This is a genomic window from Rhodoferax sp. (assembly GCF_025354435.1).
Taxonomy (GTDB): Bacteria; Pseudomonadota; Gammaproteobacteria; order Burkholderiales; family Burkholderiaceae_C; genus Rhodoferax_B.
Genome location: NZ_JANXMU010000025.1, coordinates 57,781 through 75,405, shown reverse-complemented (window position 1 = coordinate 75,405; position 17,625 = coordinate 57,781). Strand labels below are relative to the sequence as shown.

Annotated in this window: 14 protein-coding genes and 2 pseudogenes; 1 reads left to right on the top strand and 15 read right to left on the bottom strand. The window is 60.5% G+C overall.

Translation table 11 applies throughout. From position 1 onward, the window contains the following. Nucleotides 1–21: 21 nt before the first annotated feature. From Q0T48_RS06380 to queC, 7 genes are all read right to left on the bottom strand, one after another. Nucleotides 22–528, bottom strand: coding sequence for a hypothetical protein (locus Q0T48_RS06380; RefSeq protein ID WP_295954009.1), 507 nt, complete (start codon nt 526–528; stop codon nt 22–24). A gap of 24 nt (nt 529–552) precedes the next feature. After that, nucleotides 553–1,095, bottom strand: coding sequence for a hypothetical protein (locus Q0T48_RS06375; protein ID WP_295954007.1), 543 nt, complete (start codon nt 1,093–1,095; stop codon nt 553–555). Beyond that, the gene (locus tag Q0T48_RS06370) at nt 1,092–1,619 is read right to left on the bottom strand and encodes a hypothetical protein (protein WP_295954005.1); all 528 of its coding nucleotides are present in this window, start codon (nt 1,617–1,619) and stop codon (nt 1,092–1,094) included. The genes Q0T48_RS06375 and Q0T48_RS06370 overlap by 4 nt, the downstream gene beginning before the upstream one ends. Before the next feature lie 41 nt (nt 1,620–1,660). After that, nucleotides 1,661–1,996 (bottom strand): hypothetical protein, encoded by a 336-nt coding sequence (locus Q0T48_RS06365; protein WP_295954002.1) that lies wholly within the window; start codon nt 1,994–1,996, stop codon nt 1,661–1,663. A gap of 131 nt (nt 1,997–2,127) precedes the next feature. Further along, nucleotides 2,128–2,916, bottom strand: coding sequence for an exosortase-dependent surface protein XDP1 (xdp1, locus tag Q0T48_RS22035; RefSeq protein ID WP_366887939.1), 789 nt, complete (start codon nt 2,914–2,916; stop codon nt 2,128–2,130). A 184-nt stretch (nt 2,917–3,100) separates the two neighbouring features. Beyond that, nucleotides 3,101–5,914 carry an XrtA/PEP-CTERM system TPR-repeat protein PrsT gene (prsT, locus tag Q0T48_RS06355; protein ID WP_295953997.1) on the bottom strand — a complete coding sequence of 938 codons (2,814 nt, stop codon included), beginning with the start codon at nt 5,912–5,914 and terminating at the stop codon, nt 3,101–3,103. A gap of 162 nt (nt 5,915–6,076) precedes the next feature. After that, nucleotides 6,077–6,775 carry a 7-cyano-7-deazaguanine synthase QueC gene (gene queC, locus Q0T48_RS06350; RefSeq protein ID WP_295953994.1) on the bottom strand — a complete coding sequence of 233 codons (699 nt, stop codon included), beginning with the start codon at nt 6,773–6,775 and terminating at the stop codon, nt 6,077–6,079. 94 nt (nt 6,776–6,869) lie between these two features. On the opposite strand from queC, the gene Q0T48_RS06345 reads away from it, so the two are divergent. Beyond that, entirely contained in the window at nt 6,870–7,373 is a 504-nt protein-coding gene (locus Q0T48_RS06345; protein WP_295953992.1) for a hypothetical protein, read from the top strand. A 45-nt stretch (nt 7,374–7,418) separates the two neighbouring features. On the opposite strand, the gene Q0T48_RS06340 is transcribed toward Q0T48_RS06345, so the two are convergent. The 8 genes and pseudogenes from Q0T48_RS06340 to chvE form a co-directional block, all read right to left on the bottom strand. Continuing rightward, complete coding sequence (locus tag Q0T48_RS06340) at nt 7,419–8,348, bottom strand: dihydrodipicolinate synthase family protein (protein ID WP_295953989.1); 930 nt, start codon at nt 8,346–8,348, stop codon at nt 7,419–7,421. A 16-nt stretch (nt 8,349–8,364) separates the two neighbouring features. Then, nucleotides 8,365–10,101 carry an IlvD/Edd family dehydratase gene (locus Q0T48_RS06335; protein WP_295953985.1) on the bottom strand — a complete coding sequence of 579 codons (1,737 nt, stop codon included), beginning with the start codon at nt 10,099–10,101 and terminating at the stop codon, nt 8,365–8,367. 21 nt (nt 10,102–10,122) lie between these two features. Then, nucleotides 10,123–11,100, bottom strand: coding sequence for a galactofuranose ABC transporter, permease protein YjfF (gene yjfF / locus Q0T48_RS06330; RefSeq protein WP_295953982.1), 978 nt, complete (start codon nt 11,098–11,100; stop codon nt 10,123–10,125). Further along, nucleotides 11,097–12,142, bottom strand: a pseudogene (locus Q0T48_RS06325) (ABC transporter permease). The gene yjfF and the pseudogene Q0T48_RS06325 overlap by 4 nt, the downstream one beginning before the upstream one ends. Beyond that, nucleotides 12,135–13,629 (bottom strand): annotated as a pseudogene (locus Q0T48_RS06320) (sugar ABC transporter ATP-binding protein). Before Q0T48_RS06320 ends, Q0T48_RS06325 begins: the two co-directional pseudogenes overlap by 8 nt. Further along, nucleotides 13,626–14,831, bottom strand: coding sequence for a multiple monosaccharide ABC transporter permease (mmsB, locus tag Q0T48_RS06315; protein ID WP_295953980.1), 1,206 nt, complete (start codon nt 14,829–14,831; stop codon nt 13,626–13,628). The pseudogene Q0T48_RS06320 and the gene mmsB overlap by 4 nt, the downstream one beginning before the upstream one ends. 24 nt (nt 14,832–14,855) lie before the next feature. Further along, the gene (mmsA, locus tag Q0T48_RS06310; RefSeq protein ID WP_295953977.1) at nt 14,856–16,382 is read right to left on the bottom strand and encodes a multiple monosaccharide ABC transporter ATP-binding protein; all 1,527 of its coding nucleotides are present in this window, start codon (nt 16,380–16,382) and stop codon (nt 14,856–14,858) included. Between the two features lie 114 nt (nt 16,383–16,496). After that, nucleotides 16,497–17,567 carry a multiple monosaccharide ABC transporter substrate-binding protein gene (chvE, locus tag Q0T48_RS06305; protein ID WP_295953972.1) on the bottom strand — a complete coding sequence of 357 codons (1,071 nt, stop codon included), beginning with the start codon at nt 17,565–17,567 and terminating at the stop codon, nt 16,497–16,499. Nucleotides 17,568–17,625: the final 58 nt, after the last annotated feature.

Genomic DNA, 17,625 nt, shown 5'->3' with positions numbered 1-17,625 from the left:
GTTGCGCACAGGACCGGCTTTTCAATCTGCCACCAACTGCTCGCGCACCATACGGCCTTCGGCATCGACCGCATTTACTAGCCAGCGGCGGCTGCCCGGCACAAAGGTGGCGCGTACCTCCAGAGGGCCGATCACCCGCTCTAGCGCCTGTAGATCGTCGCGTTGCCGAAAGCCTTTGATGATCTCGTCCTTGGTCTTGACAGGCACGGTGGTGCCGCCCGGGTTGCTGGCCACAGCCGGTGTGGCGGCCGTGGCCACAAAGTTGACGCGGATGGTGGACACGGCCGAGGCATTGAGCGCGCCCGCCAGATGGGCGGATGACAGCGGCTCGATCTCCAGCTCGCCGGTACTGCTGCGCGACACCGCGGCCTTGATTTCGAGTGTGGCCTCGGACATCACCATGCCACTGGCCAAGCCGACACCCAGGCCGAGGTCGGTTTGGGCGCTGGTCAGCGCAGCACCGGCATTGCCCAACAAAATACCCAAGGGTGCGCGCTGCAGGTTGGGAAGATTCGTAGCTAGGGCCATGGCAAAAATGCTCCAGCAGTCAGGTCAGCCGGTAACCGTGCGGCGTGGAATCTCCAGGCGCAGCGGCGCGGGCACAGGCACCAGGGTGGCGGTAATTTTGGAATGAACCGACACGTCGCGGTTTAGCTTGCGTTCGAAACGGATGTTGGAGGTTTCCGCAAACAAACCCAACCCGCCCTTCTTGACCGTACCGTCTTCGTTGATCTGCTCAACCAGTTTCAGGTCCATGCTGACCTCTACCGTGGCCTGCGAGAACTGGTAGAAGGTGGGCTTCACGCCCAGCGCCAGCAGCGACACAGTCTGTGGTGCACCTTGGGTAAAGGTGACCGTACCGTCTGCTGCCACCACTTCGGTGATGCTGGGGATGATCTGCACCGTGGTCTCGGCCAGTTCGGTCACCATCTCGGCCGCGCTGCGGTCCAGCGCCATCTGCGCGTCCGCGATGCCCTCGGCCATCAGGCGCACCAGGTCGGCAAACGAAGTGGATGCCGTCTCTTGCACCACCACCTCGGCCGGTACGATAGGCGCGCGAAAGACCTTGGCCTTGTCCAGCGTAGCCATGGTCAAGCAGGGACTTTGGGTGGACGGTTGTCTACCACGGTGAGCTGCGGCGCAATGCGCGGCGGAGGTGGCACCGGCACCATACGGGTCAGCAGGCGGCTGGTGCCATGCACTTCTTTGCCAAACTTGCGGTTGTGCGACACATCTATCGACACCGATGCGCTCCAGCAGGCAAACCCGGCCTTGGCTTTGACGCCGACTTTGAGGCTGGTTTCCACCGAGGTGGTAGTTTTGATGTCCATCGTGACTTCGATGGTGGCTTCGGCAAACTGGTAGAAGGTAGGCATCAGCCCGATCTGAATCAGCGACACATTCACCGGGGCCGAGTTCACATAGGTGACATCGCCATTGGCGGCGATGGTCTGGGTCACACCCATCACCAGCGGCAGCTCGGTTTCGGCCAGGGCCTTGGCGGTTTCTACCGAATTCTCGTCCAGCGCTTTTTGTGCCTCGGCTATGCCCAGAGCCAGTTTCAGCACCATATCGGGAAGGGGTACGTCGAGTAATTCTTGTCCAACACTACCGGCCATAGCTGTCTCCTTGAAGTGGGCCGCTGGTCAAACAGCAGCAGTTACGAAACCGAGGAAGCAGGCGCGCCAAGGGAGACATTCAAGGCCCCCAGAACCGCTGCCAGACGCTGCTGGTCCACGTTGACCGGGCCGATGAACCGCACCGCCCGAGCCCCGCGCAAACCCATGTACGAGGCCACGCCCATTACCACCAGGGCCTTACCGGTATCGATCCGGGCCACCACCTGAGCACCCACGCTGCGCACCAAGAAATCAAGCCCCCCGGGCTCCACAGCCTCCAGCAAAAACATGCCACGCCCCGGCAAGCCGATGGAAACCTTGGCACCAAAGCGCTCTGCTGTTTGCATCTGCCAGCCCCCAGATTGAACTGGTTTCATGATGGGCGATACCACGCAAAACTACATCCACAAGATTAATGAAACCCACAAAATACGTACCCCCAACGCAAAAAGGCACCGAAACTCGGTACCTTTTGAGGATGGCCGCAAGCGGCCTGGGAACTAGAAAATTAAGCGGTCAGAGCAGCGCGCTGGGCGGTGTTGCGGCGGCGGACGCTGCCCAGCAAACCCAGCAGGCCTACGCCCACCAAGGCTAGCGATCCAGGCTCTGGCACGCCAGTGGACGACTTCGTGCTACCCGCGACCGTCATCAGCTTCACATAGTCGTTCAACGCATCACCGGTACCCGAGCCGCCAAAACCAGAGTTGTAGGCACTGATCACCCACCAGCTGGAATAAGTGGTGGTGTCTTTGTTGGTCGTTACAGCCACATCCGTTTCGGACGACGCACCAGCAGCGGTGAAATAATTTTGTACCGAAGTCCAACCATTGCCCGCAGTAAAGGAGCCAGTGGTGTTGTTTGAGATGGTCGGTGTACCGGCACCGGTGTAAGCCATGACCGTCAGGTCGGCATCGTTGTAGGTGTAGCCCAGCAAGATCGAGCTCAAATTAATGGCAGAACCAAAGTGCAGGACGATCAGGTCGGTGCCATTAGAGTTATCCATCGTGTGGTTGGGCGAAGAATTATCTTCATTGGTAGAAATAACCCCCAAACCGTAGCCCGTACCATTTTGCGTGACCTGGGCGGCCGCAAACTTAGTGCCGGTTGTAGGCGCTGCGACTGTACCTGTGCTGGTCGAATACGCTTGCGCAGTCAGGGAAATGCCGCCTGAAGTAGTACACGTTGTAACACCTGAAGAAGTGCCACAACCGGAGTCAAGCGACCAAGACGTTGCCCAGCCCGAACCTGCCACACCCATCAGGGCGGCGGCAGCCAATATTTGCAAGGAACGGGTCATACGGAAGTTTTTCATTTTGATCATCTTATTGGGGTGCTAACACAGCAAACCATCATTAATATGAACTACAAAGCCAAATCCATGCCAATAAAATTTTTTACTTTAAAATCAACATGTTGCAAAAACAAAATAACATGCATTAACAAATCTGTAAGAAATTTCGACAAGCACTTTTTAGCGCTTCTTAACGCAATGTCTTGCGCAAAGCTTCAGCAGCGGCTACGCCATCAAAGCTCCGCCCATCCTTGAGTGCAGCATCCACCTCATCACGTGCTTCCGTGTTGCGCCCAGAATGGGCTAAAACGGCTGCCAGGTGGTAGCGGATTTCGGGATTACTGGGCTCACGCAAGCGGGCATCGCGCAGAAGTTGCAAAGCGCGGTCAGCCTGGTCTGCTTTGCCGCTTTGGAACAGCGCCCAACCTAAGGTATCGATTACGTTGGCATTGGCGGGAGCCAGCGCAAGAGCCTTCTCACCCATCGCAATGGCTGCAGGGTCCTTCAAGCGTAGAAGTACATTGACCAGATAGTTCATCGCCCCGATATCATCCGGCTTGGCTTTAAGAAGAATCTCGTAGTTGGTTCGGGCTGCCGGGTAGTTTTCGGCACGTGCATAGGAGTCAGCCAAGGCTCTACGGACCACCATGTCTTGCGGGTGGGCCTTGATCCACTGTTCAGCCAGCAGTAACGCCGGTTTTCCGCCATCTTGGCTGGACACCGCCCGGAACAGGCGCAACAGCGTATCTGAACTCGGTTCGGCCTGGTGGGCGCGCCGGTATGCGTCGATGGCAGCAGCAGTTTGGCCTCGGGCTTGGGCTACATCGCCCAGCAGGCTGTAACCAATGGCAAGTTTGGGTGTCTGTGCCAGTACCTGGCGGGCCCGCTGTTCGGCTTTGGCCGGCGCCCCCTGGCTCAGCTCAACATCGACCATCATGGCCATGGCAGGCAAATAGTCAGGGCGGCTGGAAAGGGCTTTCTCCAAACTGTACGCAGCCCCGGCTGGGTTATTGGCAGCCATTTGCAAAGTGGCAATTTCGGTTTGCTGAACGGCATTGAAGTCGGCAAATCGGGTAGCACCCGAAAATGTGGACTTGGCACCTTCCACATCGCCATTGGCCAACTGTGCACGGCCGTAGACCAGCAGCGAAGGAAGGCTGTCGGGTGCCTTGGCCAACAAACGCTTCGCCGCCTCTAAAGCGAGAGCAGGCGCACGATTACGCAGATGCAGCTCCACCAGGGAGGTATCTGGGCGCAACTCTTTAGGGCCCGCAATATCGCTGGCTTTTTGGAGCCAGCGCAGCACCTCTGCAGCTTGACCACGGCGGTCAGAGAGGTTGGCCATTTCATACATGGCATCGATATTTTTGTCGTCTGCCTTAAGGATGGTGGCCAAGCGCGTGGCGGCGCTATCGTAGGATTTGGCTGCGATATCTACACGGGCCAAGTTGATCTTGGCCTGCAACAGCTTGTCATCCAGCTGTACTGCCCGCTCGAAGGCGATTTTGGCGGCGGGCAGCACACCCGCCTGGGCCTGAGCCATACCAAGGAGGTTGTTGAAGCCTGCATTATTGGGTTGCAGCTTCACCAATTTATCGGCAATTGCGACAGCTTTGGCAGTTTGGCCGTCGCGCAGGTACAAGCCCACCAACGCCGTACCCGCCTGGGTTTGGCTAGGGTCTTTGAAGGCAGTTTCCAGCTGCACAATGGCATCACTGGTTTTGCCACCGCCGATCAAGCTCAGGCCCAAGGCGGTACGAAATTCGGGCGCGTCTTTGGTCGCCAGCACCTGCTGCATGAGTGCGGTCGCCTTGGCATTACGGCCTTGGGCCATGTTGGCACCGGCCAGCAAGGTAAGGGCTTGGCCGTCACCAGGCTGGACTTTGATGTAATCCTCCAGCAGCTCGGTGGCACGGGTGAAGTTGCCTTCGGACATATAGATTTGCGCCAACAACTTCGAAACCGGACTGTTGCCTTGCACCCGCTGGAACGACTCAAAGTACGGCTTGGCTTTTTCGGGCTCTTTGAGGCCGAAGTGGGCCAGACCGTTGAGCATCAGCAACTGGGGCCGGTACTGGACGAAGGACACAGGTACAGGGTCGAGTAAGCCGGTGACTTCGGCCAAGGCGGTGCGGACGGCCGCGTTGTTACCGCTGCGTTCGGCCAACAAGGCTTTGAAGTAGGCGGCACGGGGTTCACGCGGCGAGAGACGCTGCAGCTCTGCGACGTCTTTCGCGGCATCCGCATCTTTGCCTAAATCGATAGCAACACCAGCACGGGCGACGCGCGCCTCAATATGTTTGGGATCGATCTGCAGAGCCGAGTCGTAGGCCGCAACCGCCGCGCGCAAGTTGCCTTGCACATGCAGTAGCGCGCCCTTTTGGTAGCGAACCTCGGCAGAATTGGGGGCCAGGGCCAAGGCCCGCCCCACCGCCACGTTGGCCTCGGCAAACTGGCGCGCCCGGATGCGCACCGGCACCTCGGCCAGCCAGACCTCGGGGGTACGGCCATCCACTACGCGTGCTTCCTCAATCCCTTTGAGGGCACCGCGTGGATCGCCCAGATCGGCACTGGCGGACGCTCGCAACAACAGCACTTGCACCTGGGTGCCAGGCGGCAAACCAGCAGGATTGAACTGCGACTGCTCTAGCAACAACTTTTGCTTACCCTGAGCAATGAAGGCCTCGGCCAAAGGCACCACCACCTCGGCACGGCTCACCCCCAGGCGCAGGGCCTCCAGCAAGGCAACCTCTGCAGTGGCAGCCTCGCCGTTGGCCAGCAAGGCTTTGCCCAACAGCACTTGCACAGGCAACATGTTCTTGTCGATTTGCAGCGCATTTTTCAGCTGGATGATGGCGCCAGGCATGTCATGCTTTTCGAACCGACCCAATGCATCTTCGTAAAACCGCGAAGCTTTGCTGTCGGTAACGGCGTAACTGGCCAGACTGCTGGCGCACAAGAGCGCCAAAAGAACAGCGCGGCAAGGAGGGGGAAATGGGTTCATGGAAGGGTCCAGCAGCGAAAAGTGCACACAAGATGTGCGCACATTTTTAAATGGTATCTGATGCAACAGGGGCTATCGGCCCTATCGCTTACACAGGCAATAAGGAAAAGGGCGAAGGGTGATATCCGTCACGCGCCCGTTGAAAGCGGGCCACAGGCAAGTTCAAGCCGGTGCTGTAAACCGCTCAAATCCGCGCGCCCGCAACACGCAGGCCGGGCACTCACCGCAGCCATAGCCCCAGGCATGGCGGTGCACGCGGTCGCCCAGGTAGCAGGTATGGGTGTCTTCGACGATCAGGTCCACCAGCGGCTGGCCACCCAGTTGCTGGGCCAGTTGCCAGGTTTGGGCCTTGTCGATCCACATCAGCGGGGTTTCGATCAGAAACCGCTTGTCCATGCCCAGCGACAAAGCCAGTTGCATGGCTTTCATGGTGTCGTCGCGGCAGTCGGGGTAGCCGGAGAAGTCGGTTTCGCAGACACCGGTGACGATCACTTCCAGGTCGCGCCGATAGGCCAGCGCGGCGGCCAGGGTCAGGAACAACAGGTTGCGGCCGGGCACAAAGGTGTTGGGCAGACCGCCCTCCTCCATCTTGAAGGCCATGTCGCGAGTGAGCGAGGTCTCGCTGACCTGGCCCAGCACCGACAAATCCAGCAAATGGTCTTCACCCATCTTGTCCGCCCATTGGGGAAACTGGGCTTTGATATGGGCGAGCACGTGCAAGCGCGCGTCCAGCTCGACGTGGTGGCGTTGGCCGTAGTCAAAGGCAACGGTTTCCACATGGGCGTACTTGGACAGGGCCAAAGCCAGACAGGTGGTGGAATCTTGCCCACCGGAAAACAAAACAAGAGCGCGGGAGTGCATGGTTTAAGAACAGCTTCAGACGGGGTACTAACAATCAGCCAATTTACCATCGAACGTGGCCCGTACTCCCTGGCCCTCTATCCCGGATCCCTACATGCACTATGTGAAGCGTTTTTTAACGACCCTGTTCCACACTGCGTTGGCGCTGGTGCTGATCTTTGGCGAATGGGGCTGGGGGCCACTGGCGCGGGCCATGGACCATTTGGCACGCTTGCCGGTGTGGTCGCAATTGGAAGTCTTGATACGGCGGCTACCGCCCTATGCAGCCTTGCTGCTGCTGTGCGTACCGATGCTGACCCTGCTGCCGGTCAAGCTGCTGGCGGTGTACTGGATGGCCCGGGGCCACACTGTGCTGGGCCTGCTGGTGGTGCTGGCCGCCAAGGTGGTGGGCACGGCCGTGGCGGCACGCTTGTTTCAACTCACGCAACCGGCCTTGATGCAACTGGCCTGGTTCCGCCACTGGTACCCACGCTGGCTGGTGTGGAAAGACGGGGTGATCGCACAGGTCAAAAACGCGCGCCCCTGGCGGCTGGCACAAGCCATCGCTCGCCGGGCCCGTCGCACTGCTCGAAAATTTATGAGATTTTTAGGCCTCTAGCGCATATTCCACCTACGCTATTAGCTATAAAAATCATAGTGATTGCTATTTACCCCAGCGCAGCACCAGCGGGTCGAGCCTGCGGGCTGTGTCCATCAAACCGGCCCGCACATCGGGATGCATCGCGGGCCAAGGGTGGCGTGGGGCTTCGCAGGCGATCACACCGCCCTCGGCCATCAGAGACTTGGCGGTGAGGATGCCGCCCTGGCGGTTCTCGTAGTTGATCAGCGGCAGCCATTGCTGGTACAGCGTATAGGCCTTGTCGCGGTCGCCCGCGCGGTGGGCTTCGATGATGGGGCGGATGCCGTCGGGGTAGGCACCGCCGGTCATGGCACCGGTGGCACCGGCATCCAGGTCGGGCATGAGGGTGATGGCTTCTTCGCCGTCCCACGGGCCTTCGATGGCTTCGCCACCCACGCGGATCAGCTCGCGCAGCTTGGCGGCCGCACCGGCGGTTTCGATCTTGAAATACGCCAGGTGCTCGATCTCTTGCGCCATGCGGGCCAGGAACGGCACCGACAGCGGCGTGCCTGCAGCGGGGGCATCCTGGACCATGATGGGGATGTCGATAGCATCCGACAACCGGGCATAGAACTCGTAAATTTGCGCCTCGCCCACCCGGAACGTGGCCCCGTGGTAGGGCGGCATCACCATGACCATGGCCGCGCCCATGTCCTGCGCGCGGCGGCTGCGCTGGGCACAGACGGTGGTGCCGAAATGGGTGGTGGTGACGATCACCGGCACGCGGCCTGCGACGTGCTCCAAGATGGTCTTGGTCAGCACTTCACGCTCGTCGTCCGACAGTAAGAACTGCTCGGAGAAATTGGCCAGGATGCACAGGCCGTCGGAGCCCGCGTCGATCATGAAATCGACACAGCGCTTCTGGCTGGGCAAATCCAGCTCGCCCGAGGCGGTGAAGGTGGTGGGGACAACCGGGAAGATGCCGCGGTAACGGGGGTTAGATGCGTTGTGCATGGCGTTCAACAGGTAATTAATGGGAGTGGCGGGGCACGGTGGAGCCACGGCAACCGACCAGGAAGTCGAAGTCGCAGCCGTCGTCGGCCTGCAGCACATGGTCGACGTACAGGCGGGCGTAGCCACCCGACAGCGGCTTGGGCGCATTGCCCGACAGCGCGGCCAGGCGCTCGGCCAGCTCGGCATCGCTGATGTCCAGATGCAGGCGGCCCTGTTCGCAGTCCAGCTCGATGAAGTCGCCGTCGCGTACGGCGGCCAGCGGGCCACCGGCGGCGGCTTCTGGGGCCACGTGCAGCACCACGGTGCCGTAGGCGGTGCCGCTCATGCGGGCATCGGAAATGCGCACCATGTCCTTCACACCCTGGCGCAGCAGCTTCGGTGGCAGGCCCATATTGCCGACCTCGGCCATGCCGGGATAGCCCTTGGGGCCGCAATTCTTCAAGACCATCACGCAGCTCGCGTCGATGTCCAGGTCTTCATCGACGATGCGCTCCTTATAGTGCTCCAGGTTTTCGAACACCACGGCGCGGCCCCGGTGCTTGAGCAGCGCGGGCGTGGCAGCCGACGGCTTGAGCACCGCGCCGCGGGGTGACAGGTTGCCGCGCAGGATGCAGATGCCGCCGTCGGCAATCAGCGGGTTGTCGATGGGGCGGATGACTTCGTCGTTGTACTGGGGTGCTTCGCGCACGTTGTCCCACATGGACTTACCGTTGACGGTGAGCGCATCAGGGTGCGGCAGCAGGCCGTGTTCGCCCAGGCGGCGCACCACGGCGGGCAGGCCACCGGCGTAGTAAAACTCTTCCATCAGGAAGCGGCCCGAGGGTTGCAAATCGACGATGGTGGGCGTGCCCTTGCCAATGCGGGTCCAGTCTTCCAGGTCCAGCTGCACGCCGATGCGCCCGGCGATGGCCTTCAGGTGGATCACGGCGTTGGTCGAGCCGCCGATGGCTGCGTTGACGCGGATGGCGTTCTCAAAGGCTTCGCGGGTCAGGATTTTGGACAGCGTGAGGCCTTCGCGGGCCATCTGTACCGCCCGGATGCCCGACATGTGTGCCAGCACGTAGCGGCGTGCGTCCACCGCCGGAATGGCGGCGTTGTGCGGCAGCGACGTGCCCAGCGCCTCGGCCATGCAGGCCATGGTGCTGGCCGTGCCCATGGTGTTGCAGGTGCCCGCAGAGCGCGACATACCCGCCTCGGCAGCAAAGAACTGGTGTTCGTTGATTTCGCCCGCCTTGAGCGATTCGTGTAGTTGCCACACCGCCGTGCCGGAGCCGATGTTCTTGCCGTCGAGCTTGCCATTCAGCATGGGGCCGCCGGTGACCACGATGGCCGGAATATCGCAGCTGGCCGCGCCCATCAGCAGCGCGGGCGTGGTCTTGTCGCAACCGGTGAGCAGCACCACCGCGTCGATGGGGTTGCCGCGGATGGCTTCTTCCACGTCCATGCTGGCCAGGTTGCGGGTCAGCATGGCGGTGGGGCGCAGATTGGATTCGCCGTTGGAGAACACCGGGAATTCCACCGGGAAACCACCGGCCTCGAAGATGCCGCGCTTCACATGCTCGGCGATCTTGCGGAAGTGGGCGTTGCACGGGGTCAGCTCGCTCCAGGTGTTGCAGATGCCGACGATGGGGCGGCCATCGAACTCATGGTCCGGGATGCCCTGGTTCTTCATCCAGCTGCGGTACATGAAGCCGTTTTTGTCGGCCGAGCCAAACCATTCGGCGGAGCGCATTTTTTTAGGGGTATCGGTCATAGAGGGGTCTTCAGGAAAAAATCAGGAATGGGGGGATTTACGGGCAGCAAACACGCGCTGGAGCAGGCAGAACAGGAACAGCAGTGCACCTACGACGATGCGCGTCCACCAAGAACTCAAAGTGCCATCAAAGGAAATCAGGGTCTGGATGATCCCGAACATCAGCACGCCAAACAGCGTGCCGACCATGTAGCCCGAGCCGCCGGTCAGCAACGTGCCGCCAATGACCACCGCTGCAATCGCGTCCAGCTCCATGCCCACGGCATGCAGACCGTAGCCCGACAGCATGTAAAAGGTAAACACCACGCCCGCCAGCGCCGAGCAAAAGCCCGACAGCGTGTACACGCCAATCAGGGTGGCGCGCACCGGCAAGCCCATCAGCAGGGCCGAGTTTTCGCTGCCGCCCACGGCGTACACCGTGCGGCCAAAGGGTGTGCAGTGCGCAACAAACACGGCCACTACCAGCACGATGAGCGCAATCACGGCACCAATCGACAGCGAAGCATCGCCCCACACCGGGATGCGCATTTGCGAGACTTCAGAATAAAACTCGTTGGTCATGCTGATCGAGTCGATGCTGATCAAGTAGCACAGGCCGCGCGCCAGGAACATGCCCGCCAGCGTCACGATAAAGGGCTGCAGGCGAAAGCGCTCGATCAAAAAGCCCATGAAGGCCCCAAACGCCGTGCCCATCAGCAGCACCAGCGGAATCACCAGCGCCGGGCTCCAGCCGTGCTTTTCCACCAGCGAAGCCGACACCATGGTGGTGAACGCAATCACCGAGCCCACCGACAGGTCAATGCCGCCCGACAGCACCACAAAGGTCATGCCCACCGCCACGATCACCAAAAAGGCGTTGTCGATCAGCAGGTTCAAAAACACCTGCGGCGAGAAAAAGCCGTCGTAGAACACCGAACCCAATGTCGCCATCGCCACGAACAGCGACACCGTCGCCAGAATGGGCAGGTGCTGGGGGTTGAAACGCTTAGCAGTGCTCATGCCCGGCCTCCTGCGTGCGCGGGGCGCAGCGTCCACATACGTACGGTGGCGCGGAACTCGGCGGACTGCAGCAGCATCACCGCAAACACCACCACGGCCTTCACCACCAGGTTGATCTCGGGCGGTACGCCTAGCGAATAGATGGCGTAGGTCAGCGTCTGGATGATCAGCGCGCCGATCACGCTGCCAAACAAATAAAGCGCCCGCCGGTCAGCGCGGTGCCGCCCAGGGTGACAGCCAAAATGGCATCCAGCTCCAGCAGCTGCCCAGCGTTGTTACCGTCGGCGCTTTTCACATTGGAGCTGATGAGCAGTCCCGCCACACCTGCACAAAACCCGCAAAATGCATACACCCACACCGTCAACTTACGTGCCTGGATGCCCACGCCGCGCGCTGCCACCGGGTTGATGCCCACCGCCTGGATAAACAAGCCCAGGGCCGTGCGCGTCATGGCCAGATGCAGCACGCCATACACCAGGGCCACGATGAACAGCGAGAACGGCAAGCCCGCCAAATAGCCACTACCTAAAAAGAAAAACGGTGCGTAGTAAATGGTGATGATCTGCCCGCCGGTGATCAGCTGGGCAATGCCCCGTCCCGCCACCATCAAAATCAGCGTGGCAATAATGGGCTGCATGCCAATACGGGCTACCAGCACGCCATTCCACAGGCCACACACCACCGCCACACCCAGGGCGGCCAGAATTACCAGCGGCATGGGGAAGCGACTGGCGTGCACCGCCACGCCGTCTTGCACCACCAGCGCGCCACCAATCATCCAGGCAGCCAGCGCGGCGGAAATCGCCACCACCGCGCCCACAGAAATGTCGATGCCCCGGGTGGCAATCACCAGCGTCATGCCCAGCGATACCAGCACCAGCGGTGCGGCCCGGTTCAGGATGTCGATCAAGCTGCCGTACAGGTGGCCGTCGCGCCACTCGATGTGCAAAAAGCCGGGATTAAAAACTACGTTCACTATCAAAAGTAATAGCAGGGTCAGCAAGGGCCACGCCCGCGGGTGCCGTAAAAAGGTCTTAAACATGGTCGGCGGCAATCATTTCGTAGACTTCGTCTTCAGAACTGCCACCGGGCAGCTCCCCTACTTTGCGGCGGTCGCGCAGCACGGCAATGCGGTCGGACACGCGCACCACCTCGCTCATCTCGCTGGAGATGAACAGCACGGCCATGCCGCCGCGCGCCAGGCGCAGAATTTCTTCCATGATTTCCTGCTTGGCCGCCACGTCGATGCCACGGGTCGGTGGCCAGCCAGCGGGCAATCACCGCTTTTTGCTGGTTGCCACCCGACAGCAGGCCGATGGGCGTTTCAATGCTGGCAGTTTTGATGCCTAAGGTTTTGACGAAATGCTCGGCCAACGTGGTCTGCTCGGCGATGCTCAAAAACTTGCGTACACCCAGCCGCGCCTGCAGCGCCAGGGCAATGTTTTCGCGCACCGACAGCTCGGCGACGATGCCGTCGGTTTTGCGCTCTTCGGGGCACAGGGCTATGCCAAACTGCACCGCGTCTGCGGGGTTGCTGAGCTGTACGGTCTGACCGTCGATCTGCAGGCTACCTTTGTCGGATGCCTCCAGGCCAAACAGCAAGCGCGCCAACTCGGTACGGCCCGCACCCAGCAGGCCCGCCAGCCCCAGCACCTCGCCCGCATGCAGCTTCAAGTCCACCGGCTGCAAGCGCCCGGCCTGGCCCAGGCCCTGGGTTTGCGGCAGCACCACAGCCTGGGCGCTGTCGCGCTGCTGCCCGGCATGGGCGTTTTGCACCGCGAATTCACGGCCCAGCATGGCGGAGATCAGAGCCTGGGGCGGCAAGGCATCGGCCATCCATTCACCCACCCACTCGCCGTTGCGCAGCACGGTGATGCGGTCGGAAATGGCATAGACTTGGTTCAAAAAGTGCGACACAAACACAATCGCCAGGCCCTCACCCCGCAAGCGGCGCAGCACTTCAAACAGCTTTTGCACCTCGTCTTCGTCCAGGCTGGAGGTGGGTTCGTCCAGAATCAGCACCTTGGATTCCACACCCAGTGCACGGGCGATGACCACCAGTTGCTGCACCGCCACCGGGTAGGTGGACAGCAGCTGCGTCACGTCGATGTCCAGCCCGATGCGGGCCAAGAGCTCACGGCTGCGGCGGTGCACGGTGGCCCAGTCGATGCGATAGCCTTGCATCCACCCCAGGCGCGGGAAGCGCCCGGCAAACACGTTCTCGACCACCGACAGATTCGGGCAGAGGTTGACCTCCTGGTAGACAGTGCTGATGCCCAGCTTTTGGGCCGCCAGGGGCGAATCGGGCCGGATGGGCTGGCCCATCAGTAGCATCTGCCCACCACTGGACTCCAGCACGCCGGTCAGCACCTTGATCAGCGTGGACTTGCCTGCGCCGTTCTGCCCCATCAGGGCGTGGATTTCACCAGGGTACAGGCGCAGTTGCACACCACGGAGCACAGGATTACCGGCAAACTCTTTGTCGATGCCCGTGAGCTCCAGCACGGGCAGTGCGCTAGTACCTGTCATCCCTTGTTTTTGTTGTACACGTCTACAAACACGGCGGCCAACAACACCAAGCCCTTGATGATCTGCTGGTAGTCGATGCCGATGCCCATGATAGACATGCCGTTGTTCATCACGCCCATGATGAAAGCACCAATCACCGCGCCCATCACCTTGCCCACACCGCCCGAAGCCGAGGCTCCGCCGATGAAGCAGGCGGCAATCACATCCAGCTCAAAACCCAAGCCGCCCTTGGGCGTGGCGGTATTCAGCCGTGCGGCAAACACCAGCCCGGCCAGCGCGGCCAGCACGCCCATGTTGATGAAGGTGTAGAAGGCCAGGCGCTCGGTTTTGATGCCCGACAGCTTGGCCGCTTTTTCGTTGCCGCCCAGGGCGTAGACGCGGCGGCCAATGGTGGTGCGGCTGGTCACAAAGTCAAACACCGCAATCAACAGCGCCATGACGATGAGCACATTGGGCAGTCCCTTGTACGATGCCAGCATGTAGCTGAAGGTGATCAGCAGGGCCGAGAAGATCACCATTTTGCCCCAGAAAAAGGCCGTGGGTTCGCCGGTCACGCCGTGCTTTTGCTGGTTGGCACGTGCGCGGATACCCGCCACCACCAGCGCCAGTGCTACCAGCACGCCCAGCAAGAGGGATGTCAGGCGCAGGCCTTCAGAGCTGAACAGATCGGGAATGAAACCCGAACTGAGCGACTGGAAGGTGTCGGGGAATGGACCTACCGACTGCCCTTGCAGCAGCGCCAGCGCCAAACCGCGAAACACCAGCATGCCCGCCAGCGTCACGATGAAGGACGGTATACGGAAGAAGGCCACAAAGTAGCCCTGCGCCGCACCAATCAACCCGCCGACCGCTAGGCAGACGATGGCCGTGGGCAGGTAGTGCCAGTTGTAGTTGACCATCAGCACGGCGGCCACCGCGCCGACAAAGCCGACGATGGAGCCCACCGACAGATCGATGTGGCCCGCCACGATCACCAGCAGCATGCCCAGCGCCATGATGACGATGTAGCTGTTTTGCAGCACCAGGTTGGTCAGGTTCAGCGGCTGCATCAGCGTGCCGTCGGTCATGAACTGGAAGAAGCCCATGATGGCCACCAGCGACAGCAGCATGCCGTATTCACGCAGGTTGCTCTTGAAGAAGCTCAGGCCCGAAGGCGCGGCCGTGGCAGCAGATGCAGCGGGGGTTGTTGTTGTGTTTTCCATGGTCTGAATGCTCTGGTTTTTGCTCTAGTTGGCGCTGACGATGGCGCGCATGATTTTTTCCTGGCTGGCCTCGGCGGTGGGCATCTCAGCGACAAACTTTCCTTCGTTCATCACGTAAATACGGTCCGACAGGCCCAGCAGCTCGGGCATTTCGCTGGATATCACGATCACGCATTTGCCCTCGGCGGCCAGTTGCGCAATCAGGGTGTAGATCTCGAACTTGGCCCCCACGTCGATGCCCCGTGTGGGCTCGTCCAGGATCAACACCTCGGGGTTGGTGAACAGCCATTTGCTGAGCACCACTTTTTGCTGGTTGCCGCCCGACAGATTGACCACTTTCTGGTCCACACCCGAGCAGCGGGTACGCATTTTTTCGCGGTAGCCCTGGGCGACGGCGTACTCGCGGCCATCGTCAATGATGCCGTTTTTGGACACGCCGGGCAGGTTGGCCAGCGAGGTGTTCCACTGGATGTCTTCGCTCAGCACCAGGCCGTTGCCCTTGCGGTCTTCGGTCACGTAGGCCAAGCCATGGGCCACAGCTTTTTGCACCGTAGATACGTCGATTTCCTTGCCGTGCAGCAAAGCCGTGCCGCTGATGCGCTGGCCCCAGGATTTGCCAAACACGCTCATGGCCAGCTCGGTGCGGCCCGCGCCCATCAGCCCGGCAATGCCGACGATTTCACCGCGCTTGACGGTCAGGTTGATACCTTTGACCATCTCGCGGTCGGCGTGCTGCGGGTGGTAGGCGCGCCAGTCGCGCAGCTCAAACACGGTCTCGCCAATATTAGGCGTGCGTTTGGGGTAGCGGTCGGCCATTTCACGGCCCACCATGCCGCGGATCACGCGGTCTTCGCTGATGGATTCGGCGCGGCAGTCCAGCGTCTCCACTGTGGTGCCATCGCGCAAGATGGTGATCGAATCGGCCACCTTGGAGATTTCGTTGAGCTTGTGCGAGATCAAGATGCAGGCAATGCCCTGGGCCTTGAGCTCCAGCAGCAGCATCAGCAGCGCATCGCTGTCGGTCTCGTTCAGACTGGCCGTGGGCTCGTCCAGGATCAGCAGTTTGACTTTTTTAGACAGCGCCTTGGCAATTTCCACCAATTGCTGCTTGCCCACGCCGATATTGGTGATCAGCGTGTTGGGGGATTCTTTGAGGCCAACCTTCTTCAGCAAGGCCTGGGTTTGGCTGTGCGCCGCCATCCAGTCGATCACGCCGTTGTGCGCGGTCTCGTTGCCCAAAAAGATGTTTTCGGCAATCGACAGCAACGGCACCAGGGCCAGCTCCTGGTGGATGATGATGATGCCCTGCTGCTCGCTGTCGTGGATGCCCTTGAAGCGCTGCTCCTGGCCCAGGTAGCGGATTTCGCCGGTGTAGTCGCCGTGCGGGTACACACCCGACAGCACCTTCATCAAGGTCGATTTGCCCGCGCCGTTCTCGCCGACCAGGGCATGTATTTCACCCGCACTCACGCGCAGGTTCACTTTGTTCAGCGCAACCACTCCGGGGAATGTCTTGCGGATGTCGTGCATCTCTAGGATCGTGTTCGCCATCAGTACCCTTTTATTTTTATAAACTACCGAAAAAAAAGGCCCCACACCTCGCAATGCAGGGCCTTTTCAAGCTCACTGGCAACACCCCAGGCTTTCGGCCTAGAGCGTGTGCCTTTACTTGATTTGCGACTCTTTGTAGTAGCCGCTGCCGATCAGGATCGGGTTCCAGTTGCTGGCATCCACAGCCACAGGCTTGAGCAGGTACGCAGGTACCACCTTGACGCCGTTGTTATAGGTCTTGGTGTCGTTGACTTCGGGCTTCTTGCCAGACAGTTCTGCGTCCACCATGTTGGCGGTGACCTTGGCTAGCTCACGCGTGTCCTTGAAGATGGTCGAGTACTGTTCGCCGCGCAGGATGGACTTGACCGAAGGCACTTCCGCATCCTGGCCGCTCACCACAGGGCAAGCCTGGGTCTTGGTGCAGTAGCCCACGCCTTTGAGCGAGGACAAAATGCCGATGGAAATACCGTCGTACGGGGACAGCACGGCATCAACCTTGTCCTTGGTGTAGAAGGCCGACAACAGGTTGTCCATACGGGCCTGGGCGACAGCGCCGTCCCAACGCAGGGTACCGACCTTTTCCATGCCCATTTGCTTGCTGCGCACCACCAGCTTGCCGCTGTCGATGTAAGGCTTGAACACGCTCATGGCGCCGTCATAGAAGAAGAAGGCGTTGTTGTCATCTGGCGAGCCGCCAAACAGTTCGATGTTGAACGGACCCTTGCCTTGCTTCAGGCCCAGTTTGTCCACAATCGTGCCTGCTTGCAGCACGCCAACCTGGAAGTTGTCGAACGTGGCGTAGTAGTCCACATTCTTCGAACCCTTGATCAGGCGGTCATAGGCAATGACCTTGACACCCTTGTCGGCCGCGTTTTGCAGCACTTTGGACAGCGTGGTGCCGTCGATGGAGGCAATCACCAAAACCTTCACACCCTTGGTGACCATGTTCTCGATCTGGGCGAGCTGGTTCGGGATGTCGTCGTCGGCGTACTGCAAATCGGTCTTGTAGCCACGGTCTTTCAACACTTTGACCATGTTGTCGCCATCTGCAATCCAGCGGGCCGAAGACTTGGTCGGCATGGAGATGCCGATAGTGCCCTTGTCTTGGGCATTGGCCTGCGGTGCAACACCGAGTGCCGCCAAGGCTAGGCTGGCCAGCACAGATTTGAGTAACGTACGTTTCATTAGAATTATCTCCGAGGGTTTTTAAAAAGGCGCGCTCAGTATCCAACGCGCCGTGGGG